The following is a 20,742-nucleotide window of genomic DNA, read 5'->3' on the forward strand; positions in this document are numbered from 1 at the left end:
CGTGGTTTACAGACAGGACACCCGGAGCGGGCGTACTGTGACGCAACTTGTTCAGACAAGTTGTCGTCGTCTCACCTCCCCGCTCGTGTGCACCCCTGGAGTGACCGTGACAGTGTTCCTGCCGCGAACCGCCGTTCTCAGCGGTGGCCTCGCCGTAGCCGCCGCACTCGCCCTCAGCGCCTGCGGCGCCGCCCCCGACAACGCGTCGACCACCGCCGACGGCAAGAACGCCGCAACCGCCACCTCCGCCGCCGACCTCGGCGGCATGGACGCGCTGGTCAAGGCCGCCAAGAAGGAAGGCACCCTCCACGCCATCGCCCTGCCCCGCGACTGGGCCAACTACGGCGCCCTGATCGACGGCTTCCAGAAGAAGTACGGCATCAAGATCGAGGTCGAGAGCCCCGACGGCTCCAGCCAGGACGAGATCAACGCCGTGACCTCCCGCAAGGGCCAGGACCGGGCCCCCGACGTGCTCGACCTCGGCAGCTCCTTCGCGCTCAGCGCCGCCCAGCAGGGCCTGCTCGCGCCGTACAAGGTGGCCTCCTACGGCGACATCCCGGCCGCGCAGAAGGACGCGCAGGCCCGCTGGTACAACGACTACGGCGGCTACATCTCCATCGGCTGCGACGCCAAGCGCGTCAAGAACTGCCCGACCACCTTCAAGGACCTGCTCAAGCCGGAGTACAAGGGCCAGGTCGCCCTCAACGGCAACCCCACCAAGTCCGGTTCGGCCTTCGGCGGCGTCTACGCGGCCGCCCTCGCGAACGGCGGCTCGTTCGACGACATCCAGCCCGGCCTCGACTTCTTCGGCAAGCTCAAGAAGAACGGCAACTACACGCCCGTCGAGTCGACCCCGGCCACCGTCGAGAAGGGCGAGACGCCGATCAGCATCGACTGGGACTACCTGAACGCCGGCTACGCCGAGGAGTTCAAGTCCAAGGGCGTGGACTGGAAGGTCGCGGTGCCCACCGACGGCCAGTTCTCCCAGTTCTACTCCCAGGCCATCAACAAGGACGCCCCGCACCCGGCGGCCGCCCGCCTGTGGCAGGAGTACCTCTACAGCGCCGAGGGCCAGAACCTGTGGCTCAAGGGCTACGCCCGCCCGGCCCTGATGACCTCCCTGGACAAGGCCGGCACCCTCGACAAGACGGCCGCCGCCAAGCTCCCGAAGGTCTCCGGTACGCCCGCCTTCCCGACCGAGGCCCAGCAGAGCAAGGCCAAGACGGTCATCGCGCAGGGCTGGTCGAAGGCCGTCGCCGGATGACCACCGCTCTCACGAGGGTGGACACGGCGCCGCTCGCTTCGCAGAAGCGGCGGCGCCGTGCCCCCGGCTGGCTCGCCGTCGTCCCGCTGCTCGTGTTCACCGCGATCGCCTTCGGGATCCCCGCCCTCGCCATGCTGAACGGCGCCTTCACCGTCAAGGACCAGACGACGGGCGCCAGTTCGTACACCGCCGAGAACCTGACCACCTCGCTGCAGGGGCCGTACCTCACCGCCCTGGTCGGCAGCGTCAAACTGTCCGCCGTCTCCGCCGCCCTCGCCACGCTGCTCGGGCTGCCGCTCGCCCAGGCCGTCGTGACCTCGCGGTCGCGCGCGCTGCGCGAGGCCGTGCTCACCGCCTCCGGCGTCCTCGCCAACTTCGGCGGTGTCCCGCTGGCCTTCGCCTTCGTCGCCACCCTCGGCAACGCCGGTGTGCTGACCGTGCACCTGGGACTTACGGACAAGGGCTGGGACCTCTACAGCTTCTGGGGTCTGGTGCTGGTCTACCTCTACTTCCTGATCCCGCTGATGGTCCTGACCATCACCCCGGCCCTGGACGGCCTGCGCTCCCAGTGGCGCGAGGCCGCCCGGAACAACGGCGCCACCACCGTCCAGTACTGGCGGCACGTCGCCCTGCCGGTGCTCGCGCCCTCCCTGCTCGGCGGCCTCGTCCTGCTCTTCGGCAGCGCCTTCGCCGCCTACGCCACCGCCGCCGCGATGGTCGGCAGCGCGGTCCCGCTGGTCACCCTGCAGATCGCCGACGCCATCTCCGGCAACGTGCTGGTCGGGCAGGAGAACGTGGCACTCGCCCTCAGCCTCGACATGGTCCTGGTCGCGGGTGTGGTGATGGCCGTGTATCTGCCCCTGCAACGACGGAGCGCCCGATGGCTCGACGCCTGACCCCCTGGCGGTGGGCCGTCCTCGGCCTGGCCGCGCTCTACTTCCTGGTCCCGCTGGGCGCCTCCGTGATCTTCACGGTGGACGTGCCCGGGCAGGGTGTCACCTTCGACGCCTACACGCAGATCGTCTCCGCCGACGGGTTCGTCTCCAGCCTGCTGCTCTCCCTGGAGCTGGCCGCGGCCACCATCGCCGTCGTCCTGCTGCTGATGGTGCCCGCCGTGGTCGCGCTGCGGCTCGGCGCGCCCCGGCTGCGGCCGGTCGTCGAGGTGGTGTGCTCGCTGCCGCTGGTCGTGCCGCCGATCGCGTTCGTCGCCGGGATCGCGACCGTCCTGAAGTGGGGTCCCGACCACCTGTCCCGGACCCCGCTGTTCCAGACGTTCGTGGCGATCCAGAACCCGAGCTTCCCGGTCGTGCTGGTCCTCGCCTACGTCGTGATGGCGCTGCCCTTCGTGTACCGGGCGCTGGACTCCGGGCTGCGCGCGATCGACGTCCGCACCCTCGTCGAGGCCGCCCGCAGCTGCGGCGCCTCCTGGCCGCAGGCCCTGGTCCGGGCCGTCCTGCCCAATCTGCGCGGGGCGCTGCTGAACGCGGCCTTTCTCACGCTGGCGCTGGTGCTCGGCGAGTTCACCGTGGCCCGGCTGCTGGGCTTCCAGCCCTTCGCCGTGTGGATCTACAACGTCGGCGGCTCGCAGGCCCAGCTGTCCGTCGCCGTGTCCGTGCTGAGCCTGCTCGTCACATGGGCCCTGCTCCTCGCGCTCGCCGGTGCCGGCGGGCGTACCCGAACCGCTTCGTCCCGGGGATGAACCAATGACCGCCACCACGCTCGACACGACCGTCACGGAGAAGGCCGCCACGGTCGAATTCCGTGGCCTTCGCCGGGAGTTCGGGTCTACCGTCGCCCTCGACGGACTCGACCTCGCCGTGCGGCCGGGCGAGTTCCTCGCGCTGCTCGGCCCGTCCGGCTGCGGCAAGACCACCGCGCTGCGCATGCTCGCCGGGTTCGAACACCCGGACTCCGGCGCCGTGCTGGTGGACGGCGAGGACGTCACCCACGTCCCGGCCCACCGCCGTGACGCCGGGATGGTCTTCCAGTCGTACAGCCTCTTCCCGCATCTCAACGCGGTCGACAACGTCGCCTTCGGGCTGCGCATGCGCAAGGTGCGTACGGCCGAACGGCGTTCGCGTGCCGCCGAGTTGCTGGAGCTGGTCGGCCTGGGCGACAAGGGGGAGCGGTTCCCGCACCAGCTCTCCGGCGGCCAGCAGCAGCGCATCGCGCTGGCCCGCGCGCTCGCCCTGCGCCCGCGCGTGCTGCTGCTCGACGAGCCGCTGTCGGCGCTCGACGCCAAGGTACGGCTGACCCTGCGCGAGGAGATCCGCAGACTCCAGCAGGAACTCGGCATCACCACACTCTTCGTGACGCACGATCAGGAGGAGGCGCTGTCCGTCGCCGACCGGGTCGCCGTCATGCGCGCCGGACGGCTCGAACAGTGCGCCGCCCCCGCCGAGCTGTACGGCCGGCCCGCCACCGCCTTCGTCGCCGAGTTCGTCGGCACGATGAGCCGCATCCCGGGCGTCCTGAAGGACGGCTCGGTCGAGGTGCTCGGGCAGCGGCTGCAGGTGGACGGCGAGGGGCCTGCCGTGACCGAGGTCGACGTGCTGGTGCGGCCCGAGGCCGTCCGGGTGGCCGCGGACGACGAGGGCACCGCGCGCGTCGTCGCCACGGCCTTCCTGGGCGCGGTCGTCCGGGTGAGCGTCAGGCTCGCCGACGGCACCGAGGCCAAGGCCGACCTGCCCGCGCACGAGGCGGCCGGACTCGGCGCCGGAGCCGCGGTGAGCGTGTCGCTGCCGGAGCGCCCGGTGCTCGTGGCCGAGCGAAGCGACCGGTAGCGGACGCACCGACCGGTCGGCGCAGTTGTCAGTTCTGTCAGTGAAGAAAGAGAGAAACGTGACCCCCCACCCCCGACTCCCGCTCCAGGCCGTTCTGTTCGACATGGACGGCACGCTCGTCGACACCGAGCGACTGTGGTGGGAGGCGGTGGAGCAGGTCGCCGGACGCCCGCTGACCGAGGCGGACCAGCCGGAGGTGCTCGGCCGTGCCGTCGAGGACACCGCCGAGTGGCTCGGCGCGGCCACCGGCAGGCCGGCCGACGGCATCGCACGGGAGCTGCACCGGGAGTTCGTCGCCCGGGTCCGCACCGGCATCGTGCCACGCCCCGGCGCGCTCGACCTGCTGGACGCCCTCGCCCGCGACGGCGTGCCCACCGCCCTGGTGACCGCGTCCCCACGCGCGGTCGCCGACACCGTGCTCGAAGCCCTCGGCGCCGGCCGCTTCGCCGCCTCCGTCACCGCCGACGACACTGGCCGCACCAAGCCCGCCCCGGATCCCTACCTCGCCGCCTGCCGCGCGCTCGGTGTCGACCCGGCGGCCTGCGTGGCGGTCGAGGACACCAGTACCGGTGTCAGTTCGGCGGAGGCGGCCGGGTGCGCCGTCCTCGCCGTGCCGTCCCTCGCGCCGATCGAGGCGGCGCCCGGCCGGACCGTACGCGACAGCCTCGTCGCAGTCACCCCGGAGGATCTGCGAGACATGGTCGGATACGAACTGCGCGTCATGACCTGGAACCTGTGGCTCGGCGGCAGCCCGGTCGACGACCACCGCGCCAAGCAGCTCAAGGCGATCCTGGAGAGCGGCGTCGACGTGGTGGGCCTCCAGGAGACCGGCGGCACCGCGGCCCAGGAGCTCGCCGACGCGCTGGGCTGGCACCACCACCGGGCCGGGGAGAACCTGGGCGTCATCAGCCGCCACCCGGTCACCGCCCGCTTCGGCGACCCGGACGTCGGCTTCTACGGCGCCGCCGGGGTCCGGATCGAGATCGCTCCGGGCCGCGAGGTCGACGTCTGGACCGCCCATCTCCACTACACGCCGTACGGTCCCTACGAGTCCGCCTTCGACGCTCTCCCGTCGGACGTGCTCGTCGCCCACGAGGAGGTCCGGCTCGCGCAGATGCAGGACGCCCTGGACCGGATCGCCGAGTCGAACGCCGACGGCGTGCCCGTCGTCCTCGTCGGCGACTTCAACTGCCCCTCCCACCTGGACTGGCCCGACGTCGAGTGGCCGGTGACGAAGGCGGCGGAGCGGGCGGGGCTGCGCGACTCCTACCGGGAGGCCCACCCCAACCCGGACACGGCCCCCGGCCACACCTGGTCCCCGATCCATCCGGTGCACGAGGACGGCAGCGGCCGGCCCGAGCCGCAGGACCGGATCGACTACGTCCTGCACCGGGGGCTGACGGTGCTCGCCTCCCGGACGGTGGTCAGCGGAATCCCGCGCCCCTGGCCCGACGTCGCGGGCAACGACTGGCCCTCGGACCACGCCGCGGTGGTCACCAGGTTCTCGGTGCCCGGGAACTGAGCCGGGGCCACCCGGGAACTGAGCCGCGGTCACCAGGGAACTGCCCCGGGGTTACCCGGGGCAACCATTGCGGTGCAGGTGGCGATCCCGTAGGTTGTGCCGGACTTTCTACTGACTGGTAACACCGGCAGGTATTCCATGCGCTGGCCCGTCGGCCGTCCCACCACCGTCCGCACCCGGATCGTGGCACTCGCACTCGCTCCGGTCGTCGCCCTGATGGCACTGTGGAGCTTCGCCATGGTGTCCGTCACCGGGGAACTGCGTGCGCTGATCCGGCTCCAGGGGGTGTACGAGGACTTCGGCACCCCCGTGGACACGGCGATCGGCCAGATCCAGATCGAACGGCGGCTCTCGGCCACCTACCTGGGCGCGGGCCACGACACGGCCGCCGCCGGGAACCTGCTGGCCCAGCAGCGCCGCACCGACCGCGCCGTGAGCGCCATGCGCGACGCGATCCGGGACGGCGACCGCAGCCGGCTCAGCGACCGGCAGCGGGAGACGCTCGACGCGATGCTCCACGCCACCGACGGACTGGACGAGCTGCGGGACCGCGTGCTGGCCCGGCGGATCTCCTGGGACCGGGCCGTCACCGAGTACGGCGCGCTCGTCGAGCCCGGCTTCGACGTCCAGTCCACGCTCACCGCCCTGCAGGCCGGGCAGCTCGCCCGGGAGGCGCAGGTCGTCATCGAGCTGGTGCGGGTGCGGGAGTTCGTCTCCCGCGAGGACGCCCTGGTCGCCGGGGCACGGGCCGCGGGGACGCTGTCCGACCGGCAGTACGACACCCTGACCGCGACGATCGAGGACCGGCGGGTCTTCGAGCGGACGTATGTGCCGGACCTGCCGTCCGACTCGCGCGCCCTGTTCGAGGAGTTCCAGCGCGGCGACCTGTACCGCTCGCTGCTGCGGGGCGAGGACGCGCTGCTGCGGGCCGGTCCGGCACACGCCGGGGAGGCCGTCGCCGCCGGCACCTGGCGGACGACCAGCGACCGGGCCGTCAAGCGCTATATGCAGCTGTGCACCCGCTCCGCCGAGAACTCGGCCGCGCGCGGGCGGGCGTTCGCCTACCAGGAGCTGACCAAGGCGGTCGTCGTCGCGGTGGCCGGGCTGGCCGCCGTGGGAGTGTCCCTGTGGTTCGCGGTGCGCGGCGCCCGGCGGATCTCCCGCCGCCTGGAGACGCTGCGGGACACCGCCGACGTGCTGACCACCCGGCAACTGCCGGACGTGATGCGACGGCTGAGTGCCGGTGAGGACGTGGACGCGGTCGCGGAGGCACCGCCGCTGGCCGCCGACGAGGTACGGGCCGACGAGATCGGCCAGGTCGGCCGGTCCTTCAACGCCGCGCGCCTGGCCGCCGTCGAGGCGGCCGTCAAGCAGGCCACCCTGCGGCGCGGGCTGTTCGCGGTGCTCCTCAACATCGCCCGCCGCAATCAGGCGCTCGTCCATCGCCAGCTCAAGCTCGTCGACACGCTGGAGCGGCGCACCGAGGATCCGGACATCCTGCGCCAGCTGTTCCGCATCGACCACCTGACCACGCGTATGCGCCGGCACGCGGAGAGCCTGATCATCCTGTCCGGCGCGGTGCCAGGGCGCAGATGGCGACGTCCGGTGCCGGTCGCGGACGTCGTGTCGGCCGCGGTGGGCGAGATCGAGGACTACACGCGCGTGGTGGTCCCGCCGATGGCCGAGGTCGGGGTCGCGGCGGACGCCGTCGCCGACGTGGTGCATCTGATCGCCGAGCTCCTGGAGAACGCCACGGTGTTCTCGCCGCCGCACACGCAGGTCACCCTGCGCACCGGCCGGGCGTCCGGCGGCTTCGTCCTGGAGCTGGACGACCGGGGCCTCGGCCTCGACCCCGACCAGCTCGCCGACGCCCATCGGACCCTCACGGACCCCGACGCGTTCGACCCGACCCGGCACGACCGGCTCGGCCTGTACGTCGTGGGCCGCCTCGCCGCCCGCCACGGCATCCAGGTCACCCTGCGGGACTCGCCGTACGGCGGCACGACCGCGGTGGTACTGCTGCCGTCGACGCTCCTGGCGGAGCTGGAGCCCGAGGCAGGCGACGGGAGCGCGGAGCCGGACACGCCGGTACGCAGCCTGCCGTCACGGCGCGGATCGGGCGCCCCCGGCCGCGCGGAGCGGCCACGGGCAAAGGTCACGGCGCCCCAGCACGGTCGAGCCGACGGCCACTCGGCGGACGCCGACCGGGCGGAGGACGGCCGGACGCGGGCTTCGCTCGCCGAGCACGGCCGGGTGCAGGACCTGACGGCCGAGCCCGGTCGGGTGATGCGCCTGGTGACGGAGGGCGGCCAGGTGAGCGGGCCGAGGGAGGGCGCAAGCCCTGCTCCCGACGCGGGCGCTCCCGCTCCCGACGCGGGCGCTCCCGCTCCCGACGCGGGCGCTCCCGCCCTGCCCACCCGCGTTCGGCAGGCCTCGCTCGCCGCACCGCTGCGCGATGACCCGCCGCCCCGAGATGCCGCCCCGGAGCGTGAGGTCGACGCCGAGGAGATGCGGGCGGTCTTCGGCGCCTTCCAGCGCGGCCTCGAACGGGGCCGCAAGGGCCTGCCCACGACCACAGACGCCGACGAAGGGACGGACGCCGACGATGCACGGTGACGAGACGACACACGGTGACGCACAGACCCATGAGCACCGGGCCGGAGCACCCGACGCCGGCCTCGGCTGGCTGCTCGACGACCTCGTGGCCAGGACCGAACACGTCCGCCAGGCCGTGCTCCTCACCGCGGACGGCCTGCCGCTGAGCGCCTCGGAGGGCATGCGCAGACGGGACATCGAGCACCTCGCCGCCGTCTGCTCCGGCTTCCACAGCCTGGCCCGCTCGGCGGGGGAGCGGTTCGAGGCCGGAGAGGTACGGCAGACGATGGTGATGCTCGACGACGCCTACCTCTTCATCACCCCGGCCGGCCACGGCAGCCGCCTGGCCGTGCTCAGCGAGGTGCAGACCGACGTCGGACAGCTGGCCCACGAGATGGCGCTGCTCGTCCGCCGCCTCGGCCGCCACCTGGACGCCGCCGCACGCTCGGCCACCTGATCCGGCCGTGAGCGACGACCACTGGTACGAGGACGAGACCGGGTCGATGGTGCGCCCCTACACCGTCACCCGGGGCCGCACCCGGCCCTCGGAGCGGCACACCATCGACCTGATGTCCCGGGTCACCGTCCTGGACACGGACACGGCACAGCCGGGCGTCGACCACGCCCGCACCGCCCTGCTCGACCTGGTGCGCCGCGGCCCGCGCCCGGTCGTCGAGCTCGCCGCGGACGCCGACCTGCCCCTGACCGTCGTACGCGTGCTGCTCGGCGATCTGGCCGAGGCCGGGCTGGTGCGCATCGACGAGCCGCGCCGTCTGCCGGTCTCCGGACCCGCGGCCGACCCGGAGCTGCTCCAGGAGATCGTCGAGCGACTGCGCGAGCTCTGACACCGACGGCGTTCGTACGGCGCCCACATCGGGGCGTATGCGCAGGTCAGGCCGCCGGGCCGGTGCCAGTGGGCCAGGATCGCCCGGATCCGTGGCCCGCGGGCACGCAACGAATCGCCGCTCGGTGCCGGGTGCACGCAATGAACCGCTCACCGGCGCGCAACGGCTCCTCCTTGTCCGGCCGAGTCCGCCGAACGTACCTTCTAACTGGCCCCCAAACCCCTCCGTACCGGTGAGGAACACGCATGCGCACCGCCCTGCTCCAGAGCTCCGGCCGCCCCGGCTCGACCGTCGAGAACCTCAAGGTCCTCGACGAGGCCGCGGGCCGTGCCGCCGCCGCGGGCGCCGCGCTGCTCTCCACGCCGGAGATGTTCCTCACCGGGTACGCGATCGGCGACGACATCGGCCGCCTGGCCGAGCCCGCCGACGGCGACTCGGCCGACGCGATCGCCGACCTCGCCGGCCGGCACGGTCTGGCCATCGCCTACGGCTACCCGGAGCGCGACGGCGACACGGTCCACAACTCCGTCCAGCTGATCTCCGCGGACGGCACCCGCCTCGCGAACTACCGCAAGACCCACCTCTTCGGCTGCTTCGAGCGCGACCACTTCACCCCGGGCGACCAGCCCGTCGTCCAGGCCGAGCTGAACGGCCTGACCGTCGGCCTGATGATCTGCTACGACGTCGAGTTCCCGGAGAACGTCCGCGCCCACGCCCTGGCCGGCACCGACCTCCTCGTCGTGCCGACGGCGCAGATGCATCCGTTCCAGTTCGTCGCCGAGTCCCTCGTCCCGGTGCGGGCCTGGGAGAACCAGATGTACGTGGCGTACGTCAACCGGGTCGGTCCGGAGGGCGAGTTCGAGTTCGTCGGACTGTCCGTCCTCGCCGGTCCCGACGGAGTCGCCCGCACCCGGGCCGGCCGCGCCGAGGAGCTCGTCCTCGCCGACGTCGACCCCGCCTTCCTGGCCGCCTCCCGCGAGGCGAACCCGTATCTGCGGGACCGCCGCCCCGGCCTCTACGGGTCGCTCGTCTGAACCTCCCGACCCCACGAACACCTCTCCCCCGAACCTCCCCCAGAACTTCCCCCGAGTTCTTCCCGCGCAAGGAGTCCGTACCCCATGACGTCCACGGTGCCCAACGCCGTCCAGCACGCCGACGAGCAGCAGCCGCCGATCACCATGTTCGGCCCGGACTTCCCGTACGCGTACGACGACTTCCTCGCCCACCCGGCGGGCCTCGGCCAGGTCCCCGCGACCGAGCACGGCACCGAGGTCGCGGTCGTCGGCGGCGGTCTGTCCGGCATCGTGGCCGCCTACGAGCTGATGAAGATGGGCCTCAAGCCCGTCGTCTACGAGGCCGACCAGCTCGGCGGCCGGCTGCGCACCGTCGGCTTCGAGGGCTGCGACGAGTCGCTCAACTGCGAGCTGGGCGCGATGCGCTTCCCGCCGTCCTCCACCGCCCTCCAGCACTACATCGACCTGGTCGGCCTGGAGACCAAGGCCTTCCCCAACCCCCTTGCCGAGGCGACGCCTTCGACCGTCGTCGACCTCAAGGGTGAGTCGCACTACGCCGAGACCATCGACGACCTGCCGCAGGTCTACCGTGACGTCGCCGAGGCCTGGAACAAGTGCCTCGACGAGGGCGCCGACTTCTCCGACATGAACCGCGCCATGCGCGAGCGGGACGTGCCGCGCATCCGCGAGATCTGGGCGAAGCTGGTCGAGAAGCTCGACAACCAGACCTTCTACGGCTTCCTCTGCGAGTCCGAGGCCTTCAAGTCCTTCCGGCACCGCGAGATCTTCGGCCAGGTCGGCTTCGGCACCGGCGGCTGGGACACCGACTTCCCGAACTCCATCCTGGAGATCCTGCGCGTCGTCTACACCGAGGCCGACGACCACCACCGCGGCATCGTCGGCGGCTCCCAGCAGCTGCCGGTGCGGCTGTGGGAGCGCGAGCCGGAGAAGATCGTGCACTGGGCCTACGGCACCTCGCTGAAGACCCTGCACGAGAACGGCGAGCCGCGCCCGGCCGTGACCCGGCTGCACCGCACCGCGGGCAACCAGATCACGGTGACCGACGCGAACGGCGACATCCGCACCTTCAAGGCGGCCATCTTCACTGCCCAGTCCTGGATGCTGCTGTCCAAGATCGCCTGTGACGACTCGCTCTTCCCGATCGACCACTGGACGGCCATCGAGCGGACCCACTACATGGAGTCCTCGAAGCTCTTCGTGCCGGTGGACCGGCCGTTCTGGCTGGACAAGGACGAGGAGACCGGCCGGGACGTCATGTCGATGACGCTCACCGACCGTATGACGCGCGGCACCTACCTCCTGGACGACGGTCCGGACAAGCCCGCCGTCATCTGCCTCTCCTACACCTGGTGCGACGACAGCCTGAAGTGGCTGCCGCTGTCCGCGAACGAGCGGATGGAGGTCATGCTGAAGTCGCTCGGCGAGATCTACCCCAAGGTCGACATCAGGAAGCACATCATCGGCAACCCGGTGACCGTCTCCTGGGAGAACGAGCCCTACTTCATGGGCGCGTTCAAGGCCAACCTGCCCGGCCACTACCGCTACCAGCGCCGCCTGTACACCCACTTCATGCAGGACCGGCTGCCCGAGGACAAGCGCGGCATCTTCCTGGCCGGCGACGACATCTCCTGGACGGCCGGCTGGGCCGAGGGTGCCGTCCAGACCGCGCTGAACGCGGTCTGGGGCGTCATGCACCACTTCGGCGGCACGACCGACGCGGCCAACCCGGGCCCGGGTGACGTCTACGACGAGATCGCGCCGGTCGAGCTCCCCGAGGACTAGGAGAGGACTGGGGCAGGACCGGGCCAGGACCAGGCCCTGTCCTACACCCCGGCGTCCTACACCCCGGCCGCGCGGGCCTTCTCGTAGACCTCCGCCGCGACCTCCTTGAGCTCCTGAGCGTCCCGCGCGGAGTCCTGGAGGTCGACGAGGATCTCCTCCAGGCCGATCGCCGCGTGCGCGACCAGGTCCTCCACGATCTGGTCCGCGTTGCCCTGGAAGGGGCGGCGGTCGGGGCCGTCGTAGGGCTTGGCCGAGTAGGCGGCGTTCACCCGCAGGACCGTCTGGACCGGCTCCTTGCGCCCGCGCTCGGCCGCCAGGTCCTGCAGTTGGGCCCACTGGGCGGCGATCTGCTCGACGCCCATGCCCACCGGCAGCCAGCCGTCGGCGTGGTCGACGAGCCGGGTCAGCGCCCGCTTGTTGCTCGCGGCCAGCAGGATGGGGATCGGCCGGGCGGGCTTGGGCCCGACCACGGCCGACTCGATCTTGGTGAGCCGGCCGTCGTAGCGCACCGGGTCGGGGCCCCACACCGCGCGGCAGACCTCGATGGTCTCGTCGAGCACCTTGCCGCGCTCCGCGATCGGCCGGATGCCGGCGGCCGCGTACTCGTCCAGCGACCAGCCCGTGCCGAAGCCGGCGATCACCCGGCCGCCGCTCGCCGCGTCCAGTGTGGCGAGGGATTTGGCCAGCTGGAACGGCTGGTGCAGGGGCGCGACCAGCACGCTCGAACCCAGCCGGACGCGCTCGGTCGCCGCGGCGGCGAGCGTCAGCGTGACCAGCGGCTCGGCCACACCGCGGTAGGAGTCCGGCCAGGGCATGCCCTCGATGCCGTACAGGCCCTGGGTCGCGGGCTCCGGGAACAGGGCCCGCTCGTACACCCACAGACTGTCGTATCCGATCCCCTCGGCGGTGCGTGCCACATCTGGCACGTCCTTGCCGAGGGCGTACTGCCGATTCTGCGGAAGGCTGAGTCCGAGCCTGGTCGCCATGTGCCGAGTGCTCCTTCGCGATCGGTTTCAGCTTCAACCTACAGTGATCACCGCGGAGTTCCGGTGAGGCGTGGCGGGGATGGCCGGATCGGGTCGCGTCAGTCGGCGAGCGGGGTCAGCAGCATGCGCCCCGCGAAGCCCACGGCCGCGTCGAGTCGCTCGGTGAACTCCTCGGCGACGTCCTCGAACCGGCGCAGCGCCCACAGGGCCCGCGCCGCCGACCAGGTGGCCTCCCGGGCGCGCTCCAGGCTCCACGAGCCCAGCAGATGGGTGAGCGGGTCGGCGATCTGGAGCAGATCGGGGCCGGGCATCAGATCCTCGCGGATGCGCTCCTCCAGCGATACGAGGAGGTCGCCCACGCGGTCGAACTCGTCCTCCAGATCGGCCGGTTCGCAGCCGAGCGTACGACAGGTGTCCACGACGGCGAGCGCCAGATCGTGGCCGATGTGCGCGTTGATGCCCGCGAGGGCGAACTGCAGGGGTCGTACACCGGGATGGCGGCGGAGCTGGAACAGCGGGCGCCAGCAGGCAGGCGGACGGCGGTCGTCCGCGACCGCGTCCACGGCGGCGAGATACCGCTCCGCGAACCGCACGTCCAGCGCTGTCGCCGCCCGCGAGTCCGCGAACTGCCCCGCGTCCAGGCGCCGTTCGACCTCCTCGGTGACGGACAGGTAGACGCGGTTGAACACCGCGACCCCGTCCCGCTCGGGCAGGGCGGAGTCCAGGGCGCGCATCCGGGCGACGACGGTGTCGACGGAAGCGGTGAAGTGTTCCAACTGCGCCATGGGGGAAGAGTCCCAGCCCTGGGCCGACCGGCGTGCCGACGGGCCCGGTGCTTCCCCACAACGGGGGAACGCCCGCGGGCCGCAGGCTCGGCCGCACCCCCACCCTGAACACCGGCGAGCGGCGCATCGACGCCTACCTGTGGGTGAAGCCGCCGGGGGAGTCGGACGGCTGCAGGGCGGCGGCCGGGACGTTCACCCCGTCGTACGCCTACGAACTGGCGCGGTCGGTCTCCTCGTCGTAGGACGACGTGCCCTCGTCCAGCAGGGGCTCCTGGACCTTGAGGTGGGCGGGTGCCATGAGGCGCAGTGCGTGGTAGCCGGTGATGACCACCAGCGTGCCCAGCGCGATACCGCTGAGGGAGAAGTCGGCGGTGAACTTCATGGTGACGTTGCCGACGCCGATGATGATGCCCGCGGCGGCCGGTACGAGGTTCAGCGGGTTGCGCAGATCGACCCGGGCGTTGGTCCAGATCTGCGCTCCGAGCAGGCCGATCATGCCGTACAGGATGACGGTGATGCCGCCGAGGACACCGCCCGGGATCGCGGCGACGACCGCGCCGAACTTGGGGCAGAGGCCGAAGAGGAGCGCGAAGCCGGCGGCGGCCCAGTACGCGGCGGTCGAGTAGACGCGGGTCGCGGCCATCACGCCGATGTTCTCGGAGTACGTGGTGTTGGGCGGGCCGCCCACCGCGGTGGACAGCATCGACGCCACGCCGTCGGCCGAGATCGCCGTGCCGAGCTTGTCGTCGAGCCGCTCGCCGGTCATCTCGCCGACCGCCTTGACGTGTCCGGCGTTCTCGGCGACCAGGGCGATGACGACCGGGAGCGCGACCAGGACCGCGGACCACTGGAAGGACGGGCCGTGGAAGGACGGCAGCCCGATCCAGTCGGCCCTGCCGACACCGGAGAGGTCGAGCCGCCAGTGATCGGTGAGCCTGCCGCTCGCGTCCACCGAGTGGATCTTCCCGAAGATCTGGTCGAAGGCCCAGGAGATGCCGTACCCGAAGAGCAGGCCCAGGAAGATCGCGATGCGGGACCAGAATCCACGCAGACAGACGACCGCCAGACCGGTGAACAGCATCACCAGCAGCGCCGTCCACTGGTCCTGCGGCCAGTACGTGGACGCGGTCACCGGGGCGAGGTTGAAGCCGATCAGCATCACGACCGCGCCGGTGACGATCGGCGGCATCGTGGCATGGATGATCCGCGCTCCGAAGCGCTGCACCGCGAGCCCGGCCAGGAACAGCGCGACGCCGACCACGAAGACCGCGCCGGTCACGGTCGCGCTCGTGCCGCCCTGCGCGCGGATCACCGCGGCCACGCCCACGAAGGAGAGCGAGCAGCCCAGATAGCTGGGGATCCGGCCGCGGGTGGCGAGCAGGAAGATCACGGTCGCGACGCCGGACATCATGATCGCGAGGTTGGGGTCCAGTCCCATCAGGACGGGGGCCACGAAGGACGCGCCGAACATGGCCACCACGTGCTGGGCGCCGAGTCCCGCCGTGCGCGGCCAGGAGAGCCGTTCGTCGGGGCGTACCACCGCTCCGGGCTCGGGCGTGCGCCCGTCGCCGTGCAGCTTCCAGCGGACGCCGAGGTTCATGTGGGACTTCGCTTTCTCTGTACGTGAAGACGGTACGGACCATTGTCAGGGGTACCTGGTGGTTCTACGCTCACACGGTCCTACTCATGAACTGCGTTCACATTTATGATCGGAGTGTCTTGATGAGTGGAAGACCCCGTGTGGCCCTGATCATGGCCGCCATGGCGGCTTTCGCGGCCATGGCCGTCCCCTCCGCCTCCGCACGCGCGGTCCCGAAGACCCCGGACACCGCAGTCCTCGACGGCGCCCGGCTCCAGGAGGCCCGGACCCGGCTGGACCACGGCGACCCCCGGCTGCGCGCCGCGCTGGAGAAGCTGACCGCCCGCGCCGACGCCTGGCTCGGCCAGGGCCCCTGGACGGTGGTCGACAAACCCAGGCCCGCCCCAGGCGGCGACGTCCACGACTATCTGAGCCAGGCCCCCTACTGGTGGCCCACCCGCACTCCGACGGCCGACAACCCATGGGGCTGCCCCTACGTCCAGCGCGACGGGCAGCGCAATCCCGAGGTGGACAGCGGCACCGACCGCCAGGACGTCGAGAAGGTCTTCGACTCGACGTACGACCTCTCGCTCGCCTGGTACTACACGGGCAGGCGGGAGTACGCCGAGAAGGCCGGGCAGGTCCTGCGCACCTGGTTCCTCGACCCGGCGACCCGGATGAACCCCAACCTGAACCATGCGCAGTTCATCCCGTGCAAGTACGACGGCAGGGCCATCGGCATCATCGACTTCTCGCAGTCCTACACCAGCGTCGTCGACGCGCTCGCCGTACTCGCCACCGGCGCCCCCGGCTGGACGGCCGCCGACCGCACCGGCATGGGGCGATGGAACTCCGACTTCCTCGACTGGCTGAGGAACAGCGACTTCGGCAGGCAGGAGAGCGCGGCCGGCAACAACCACGGCACCTTCTACGACATGCAGCTCGCCGCCCTCGCGTACGCGACCGGCGACAAGGCCCTCGCCCGGCGCACGGTGCTCGACGCGCGCGCCAGGCGCATCGATCCGCAGATCGCGGCCGACGGCAGCCAGCCGCAGGAGCTGGCGCGCACCCGGAGCTGGCACTACTCGACCTTCGACCTGGTCGCGTACACCCGGCTCGCGGCCATCGGACGGCATGTGGGCGTGAACCTCTGGGCCTACCGGGGGCCGGACGGCCAGAGCCTGTTCAAGGCCCTGGACTATCTGCTGCCCGCGGCCACCGGGGCCGCCGCCTGGCCGCACCCGGAGCTGGAGTTCCACCGGTACGCGGCGAGCGACGTCGTCCACGCGGCCGCCGACGCGGGCGACGCGGCGGCGAAGAAGGCGGTCCCGAAGCTGGAGACGCCACCCGGCGGCGACCTCTGGCCGCTGCGGCCCGCCGCCGAGCAGCTGGACTCGATCGCGGGCTGACCAGGGGGCCTTCCCGACCGGGACTCCTGAGCGCTCGCTTAGGATGGGGTGTCCCCACCGCCCCACCCGCACGCTCAGGAGTCCCTCCCGTGACCGCCGAAGCCCCGATCGCCCCCGCCTTGTCGTACGGCCGGCTGATACCCGTCACCGTCCACTTCGACGACCTCGACGCGCTCGGACTGCTGCACAACGCCCGCTATCCGCTGATGGTCGAGCGCGCCTGGACCGAGCTGTGGAACGAGTACGGCATCCGCTTCGACGGCGACTGGGAGGCCGCCGGCGACGCCTGCAACGCGGTCAAGGAACTGCGGATCGGCTACGAGGCACCGGTGACCAGGCCGGGTACCTACGCCGTCCACCTGTGGCTGGAGCGGCTCGGCAACACCGGCCTGACCTACGGCTTCCGCTTCTGCTCGGCCGACGGAGCGGTGACCTACGCCCACGGCACCCGGGTCCTGGTGCGGCTGGACGCGGCGACGCTGCGCCCGGCGCCGTGGAGCGAGGGCTTCAGGGCCGCGGGTCGGGAACTGCTGCGGCCCGCGCACTGACCTCGGTCCTGCCGCCGCGCCCGCCGACCCGGAGCACGCCCGCGAAGACCACGAGTCCGCAGGCCAGCGCGGTGACTAGGGCGAACGACACCACCAGGCTCGTCGCCTGCGCCACCCCGCCGATCAGGCTGGGCGCGATCAGGCCCGAGGTGTAGGTGATGGTCGCCACGCCCGCTATGGCCTGACTGGGGTTCGGTCCGCTGTGTCCGGCCGCCGCGAAGCACAGCGGTACGACGACCGCGATCCCGAGGCCCATCAGCGCGAACCCGGCCATCGCCACGGCGGGATGGCCCGCGACGACGATCAGCAGCCCGCCGACGACGGTGAGAACGCCCCCGGTGCGCACGGTGCGGACCGCGCCGAACCGGTTCACCACCGCGTCCCCGGCGATCCGGGCCACCGCCATGGTCAGCATGAATCCGGTCGTCGCCACCGCCGCCAGGCCGGCCGAACTGTCCAGCCGGTCGCGCAGGAACACTGCCGACCAGTCCAGGCTGGCTCCCTCGGCGAACACCGCGCAGAAGCCGACCGCGCCGATCAGCAGCGCCGACCTGGGCGGCAGCGCGAACCTCGGCGGCGGCTCCTCGTCCTCGGCGGGCTGAACGTCCAGGACCCGGCCGGCGGCCAGGATGCCGAGTGCCGTGAGTGTGGCCGCCGCGAGGGCGAAGTGCAGGCGCGCGTCGGATCCGAGGTGGGCGGCGAGGGTGCCGGCCGCGGAGCCGATCAGCGCGCCCGCGCTCCACATGCCGTGCAGCCCGGACATGATCGACCTGTCGAGCAGCCGCTCCACCTCGACGCCGAGCGCGTTCATGGCCACGTCGGCCATGCCCGCGCTCGCCCCGTAGACGAACATGGCGAGGCACAGCGTGTACAGGTTCGGCGCCAGCGACGGAAGGACAAGGGACAGCGTCCACAGGACGATCAGCCCGCGCAGGGCGGTCCGGCTGCCGAAGCGGTGACTGATCCGGCCCGCCAGCGGCATCGAGCACGAGGCGCCGAACGCCGTGAAGGCCAGCGCGAACCCGAGCTGCCCCGCCCCGAGCGAGGCGTGGTCCTGGATCCATGGCACGCGGGTCGCGAACGAGCCGGTGACGGCGCCGTGCACGGCGAACACGGCCGCCACGGCGTACCGGGCGCGCCTCACCTCACGCTGGTCGAAGACCACGTCACTCATGTTGCAGCCCCTCCCCGGATGGGTGTCACCCCGCTGGTACCCGCTGTAAACTATCAGGGACCCTTCCTGATAGATAGGCACTATGCGGCCGGGCACGGAGCGCCGGTCTGGGAGGATTCGCGTCATGCCCGCATCACCGAGCACCGCCCGGGCCATCAACGACCGGCTCGCGCTGCGGCTGTTGCAGCGCGAAGGCCCACTGACGGCAGGCCAGTTGAAACAGCTGACCGGGCTGTCCCGGCCCACGGTCGCCGACCTCGTCGAACGCCTCACCGCGTCCGGCCTGATCACGGTCGTCGGGGAGGCGGGTGAGCAGCGCCGCGGCCCGAACGCCCGGCTGTACGGCATCGTCGCCGACCGGGCCCATCTGGCCGCGCTCGACGTCCGCACCGCGAGCGTGTCCGTGCTGGTGTCCGACCTGCTCGGCCGGGTGCTCGCCGAGGCCGCCGGGCCGATCGGCGGGGACACCGGGACCGGGCCCGCGCTGGAGCAGGCGACGGCGCTGGTGGAACGGGCGGTGAAGGAAGCCCAGGTCGAACGCCTGCACACCGTCGGGATCGGCGCGCCGGGGCTCATCGACCCCGCCACCGGGGAGCTCCGCGACTCGGCGGGCCTGCCCGCCTGGCACCGCCGGCTGGTCGCCGCGCTCCAGGAACGCTTCCCCGAGGCCCGCGTCAGCGTCGAGAACGAGACCAACCTCGCCGCCCTGGCCGAGCAGCAGGAGGGCGTGGCCCGGGACCGCGACACCTTCGTCCTCCTCTGGCTGGGCCACAGCCCGGGCGCGGCCGTCGTCCTCGACGGCAGACTCCGCCGCGGGGCCTCCGGCGGCACGGGCGAGATCGGCTTCCTACCGGTCCCGGGCACCCCGGCCCTCCCCTCCGCCACGGACTGCGAGGGCGGCTACCACTCACTGGTCGGATCGACGGCAATCGCCCAACTGGCGACCGACCACGGGCTGTGGGACAGCACCGCAGACCCGTCCGGGCCGGGCGCGGTGGCGGGGTTGGTGCGGGGGTTGGTGGAGATGGTCGGGGATGCCGCCGGCCGTGGCGCCGACGGTGCGGGCGCGGATGGCGGTGAGGGCCACGCGACCTCCGGCCGCGGGGAAGGCGGCGCGGAGCGCCTGCTCTCGGCCCGCTCTGCAGGTGATCGCGGCGGCGGCGGTGGCGTGGGTCTCGGCGTCTCGGCCTGCGGTGAGGGTGGTGAGGTCGGTGATGTGGGTCGCGTGGCTTCCGGCGTTGGCGGCGTGGGTGACGGGAGCGGCGGTGCGGGCCGTGAGGCCGTAGGTCGTGGTGAGGGTGGTGAGGTCGGGGACGGAGGCTGTGGTGTCCCCTCCGTGGCTGTGGACCGTGTGGCCGCCGCTCGTTTTCTCGATGACCTTGCCGAGCGGATTGCCCTCGGTGTGGCCTCCGTCGTCGCCATCCTGGATCCGGGGTGCGTGGTCCTCGGCGGTGAGGTCGGGAAGGCCGGGGGAGGGGTGCTCGCCAGGCGGGTGGAGGAGCGGATCCGTCGGATGTCGCCGCTGGTCACCGAGGTGCGGGCGAGTGGTCTCGGTGGCTCGGCCGTACTGCGCGGCGCCCTGCTGACAGCGCGGGAGCGGGCCCAGGACGAGCTCTTCGCACCGCCGGAGCGGTAGCCCCGGGCCCGCTGCCCTCACCTGCCGCTGCCGCTGCCGCCGCCGTCCCCGAACCGGCCGGCCAGATACTCCTCGAACGTCCCCTTGCCCACCGCCCGCTCGGGCGTGAGGTGGCCGCCGTTCCGGAAGGCCCGGGCCGTTCTGCCGGGCAGGGGGAGCGACACCACCGGGCGGCGCCGACCGGTCGCCTTCAGATAGGCGCGGGCCAGGGAGTCGAGCGTCCGTACCTCCGGTCCGCCCATGTCCGCGACCCGTCCGGCGGGCGCCCCGGCCGCCAACTCGGCCAGCCGGTCCGCCACTTCGGCCACCTCGATCGGCTGGTCCGAGATCCCGGCCGGAAGCAGCATCACGGGCGGCTTGGCCAGTGTCTGGAACAGCTGCGCCGGCAGATCGTGGAACTGCGTCGCCCGCAGCACCGTCCAGCCCAGCCCCGACTCCTCGACCAGCTTCTCCACGGCGAGCTTGGACTTGTAGTAGCCGAGAGGCACCCGGTCGATGCCGACGATCGAGATGTAGACGAGATGGCGGACACCGGCCCGCCGCGCCGCCGCGATCAGGTTCCGTGCCGCTCCCTCGTCGCCCTTCGGCGAGCTCGCGCAGTGCACGACGGTGTCCACGCCCGCGACGGCCGTGTCCAGGCCGGCCCCGCCTTTGCGCAGGTCGACGGCGTAGGGCTGAGTGCTCCGGCTGAGCACCCGCACCTCGTGCCCGCCGGCGCGCAGCCGCTCGACGACGAGCCGGCCGAGGGTTCCGGTGCCGCCGGTAACCAGGATCGTGGTCATGCTGTTGAGCCTTTCGGA

At 72.2% G+C, this 20,742-nt stretch carries 18 protein-coding genes and 1 pseudogene; 14 read left to right on the plus strand and 5 right to left on the minus strand.

All coding sequences use genetic code 11. From position 1 onward, the window contains the following. Window positions 1–106 precede the first annotated feature (106 nt). From ACZ4EG_RS40760 to ACZ4EG_RS40805, 10 genes are all read left to right on the plus strand, one after another. Window positions 107–1,264, plus strand: coding sequence for an ABC transporter substrate-binding protein (locus ACZ4EG_RS40760; protein ID WP_453558008.1), 1,158 nt, complete (start codon window positions 107–109; stop codon window positions 1,262–1,264). After that, the gene (locus tag ACZ4EG_RS40765) at window positions 1,261–2,160 is read left to right on the plus strand and encodes an ABC transporter permease (protein WP_453558006.1); all 900 of its coding nucleotides are present in this window, start codon (window positions 1,261–1,263) and stop codon (window positions 2,158–2,160) included. Before ACZ4EG_RS40760 ends, ACZ4EG_RS40765 begins: the two co-directional genes overlap by 4 nt. Beyond that, on the plus strand, window positions 2,145–2,963 hold the full coding sequence (locus tag ACZ4EG_RS40770) for an ABC transporter permease (RefSeq protein ID WP_467794213.1): 819 nt from the start codon (window positions 2,145–2,147) through the stop codon (window positions 2,961–2,963). The genes ACZ4EG_RS40765 and ACZ4EG_RS40770 overlap by 16 nt, the downstream gene beginning before the upstream one ends. Before the next feature lie 4 nt (window positions 2,964–2,967). Further along, a complete protein-coding gene (locus ACZ4EG_RS40775) occupies window positions 2,968–4,047 on the plus strand; it encodes an ABC transporter ATP-binding protein (RefSeq protein ID WP_453558002.1) in 1,080 nt (359 codons plus the stop codon). Window positions 4,048–4,105: 58 nt separating this feature from the next. Beyond that, a complete protein-coding gene (locus tag ACZ4EG_RS40780) occupies window positions 4,106–5,569 on the plus strand; it encodes an HAD-IA family hydrolase (RefSeq protein ID WP_467794214.1) in 1,464 nt (487 codons plus the stop codon). A 138-nt stretch (window positions 5,570–5,707) separates the two neighbouring features. Beyond that, window positions 5,708–8,185: a sensor histidine kinase gene (locus tag ACZ4EG_RS40785; RefSeq protein ID WP_467794215.1), complete on the plus strand. Its 2,478-nt coding sequence runs from the start codon at window positions 5,708–5,710 to the stop codon at window positions 8,183–8,185. After that, window positions 8,175–8,621 carry a roadblock/LC7 domain-containing protein gene (locus ACZ4EG_RS40790; protein WP_453557996.1) on the plus strand — a complete coding sequence of 149 codons (447 nt, stop codon included), beginning with the start codon at window positions 8,175–8,177 and terminating at the stop codon, window positions 8,619–8,621. Before ACZ4EG_RS40785 ends, ACZ4EG_RS40790 begins: the two co-directional genes overlap by 11 nt. Before the next feature lie 7 nt (window positions 8,622–8,628). Beyond that, window positions 8,629–9,009, plus strand: a complete 381-nt coding sequence (locus ACZ4EG_RS40795; protein ID WP_453557994.1) for a DUF742 domain-containing protein — start codon at window positions 8,629–8,631, stop codon at window positions 9,007–9,009. 245 nt (window positions 9,010–9,254) lie between these two features. Next, entirely contained in the window at window positions 9,255–10,043 is a 789-nt protein-coding gene (locus ACZ4EG_RS40800) for a carbon-nitrogen hydrolase family protein (RefSeq protein ID WP_453557992.1), read from the plus strand. An 84-nt stretch (window positions 10,044–10,127) separates the two neighbouring features. Beyond that, the gene (locus ACZ4EG_RS40805) at window positions 10,128–11,825 is read left to right on the plus strand and encodes a flavin monoamine oxidase family protein (protein WP_453557990.1); all 1,698 of its coding nucleotides are present in this window, start codon (window positions 10,128–10,130) and stop codon (window positions 11,823–11,825) included. Window positions 11,826–11,881: 56 nt separating this feature from the next. On the opposite strand, the gene ACZ4EG_RS40810 is transcribed toward ACZ4EG_RS40805, so the two are convergent. Next, window positions 11,882–12,811, minus strand: a complete 930-nt coding sequence (locus ACZ4EG_RS40810) for an LLM class F420-dependent oxidoreductase (protein WP_467794216.1) — start codon at window positions 12,809–12,811, stop codon at window positions 11,882–11,884. Between the two features lie 98 nt (window positions 12,812–12,909). After that, the gene (locus tag ACZ4EG_RS40815) at window positions 12,910–13,596 is read right to left on the minus strand and encodes a DUF5995 family protein (protein WP_467794217.1); all 687 of its coding nucleotides are present in this window, start codon (window positions 13,594–13,596) and stop codon (window positions 12,910–12,912) included. A 71-nt stretch (window positions 13,597–13,667) separates the two neighbouring features. Between ACZ4EG_RS40815 and ACZ4EG_RS40820 the strand changes: the two are divergent. Continuing rightward, window positions 13,668–13,838 (plus strand): annotated as a pseudogene (locus ACZ4EG_RS40820) (glycoside hydrolase family 6 protein); the annotation flags it as partial. Here the strand turns inward: ACZ4EG_RS40820 and ACZ4EG_RS40825 are convergent. Then, window positions 13,805–15,196: a uracil-xanthine permease family protein gene (locus ACZ4EG_RS40825; protein ID WP_467794218.1), complete on the minus strand. Its 1,392-nt coding sequence runs from the start codon at window positions 15,194–15,196 to the stop codon at window positions 13,805–13,807. The pseudogene ACZ4EG_RS40820 and the gene ACZ4EG_RS40825 sit on opposite strands and share 34 nt — an antisense overlap. A gap of 122 nt (window positions 15,197–15,318) precedes the next feature. Between ACZ4EG_RS40825 and ACZ4EG_RS40830 the strand changes: the two genes are divergently transcribed. Together ACZ4EG_RS40830 and ACZ4EG_RS40835 are read left to right on the plus strand one after the other, a co-directional pair. Further along, a complete protein-coding gene (locus ACZ4EG_RS40830; protein WP_467794219.1) occupies window positions 15,319–16,584 on the plus strand; it encodes an alginate lyase family protein in 1,266 nt (421 codons plus the stop codon). A gap of 89 nt (window positions 16,585–16,673) precedes the next feature. Next, window positions 16,674–17,132, plus strand: coding sequence for an acyl-CoA thioesterase (locus ACZ4EG_RS40835; RefSeq protein WP_467794220.1), 459 nt, complete (start codon window positions 16,674–16,676; stop codon window positions 17,130–17,132). On the opposite strand, the gene ACZ4EG_RS40840 is transcribed toward ACZ4EG_RS40835, so the two are convergent. Next, window positions 17,092–18,306, minus strand: a complete 1,215-nt coding sequence (locus tag ACZ4EG_RS40840; RefSeq protein WP_467794221.1) for an MFS transporter — start codon at window positions 18,304–18,306, stop codon at window positions 17,092–17,094. The two genes, ACZ4EG_RS40835 and ACZ4EG_RS40840, sit on opposite strands and share 41 nt — an antisense overlap. Window positions 18,307–18,430: 124 nt before the next feature. Between ACZ4EG_RS40840 and ACZ4EG_RS40845 the strand changes: the two genes are divergently transcribed. Further along, the gene (locus ACZ4EG_RS40845) at window positions 18,431–19,942 is read left to right on the plus strand and encodes an ROK family transcriptional regulator (protein ID WP_467794222.1); all 1,512 of its coding nucleotides are present in this window, start codon (window positions 18,431–18,433) and stop codon (window positions 19,940–19,942) included. 17 nt (window positions 19,943–19,959) lie between these two features. On the opposite strand, the gene ACZ4EG_RS40850 is transcribed toward ACZ4EG_RS40845, so the two are convergent. Beyond that, window positions 19,960–20,724 (minus strand): SDR family oxidoreductase, encoded by a 765-nt coding sequence (locus ACZ4EG_RS40850; RefSeq protein ID WP_467794223.1) that lies wholly within the window; start codon window positions 20,722–20,724, stop codon window positions 19,960–19,962. Between the last annotated feature and the right edge of the window lie 18 nt (window positions 20,725–20,742).

The sequence above is a fragment of the Streptomyces sp. NPDC025638 genome (assembly GCF_055558775.1).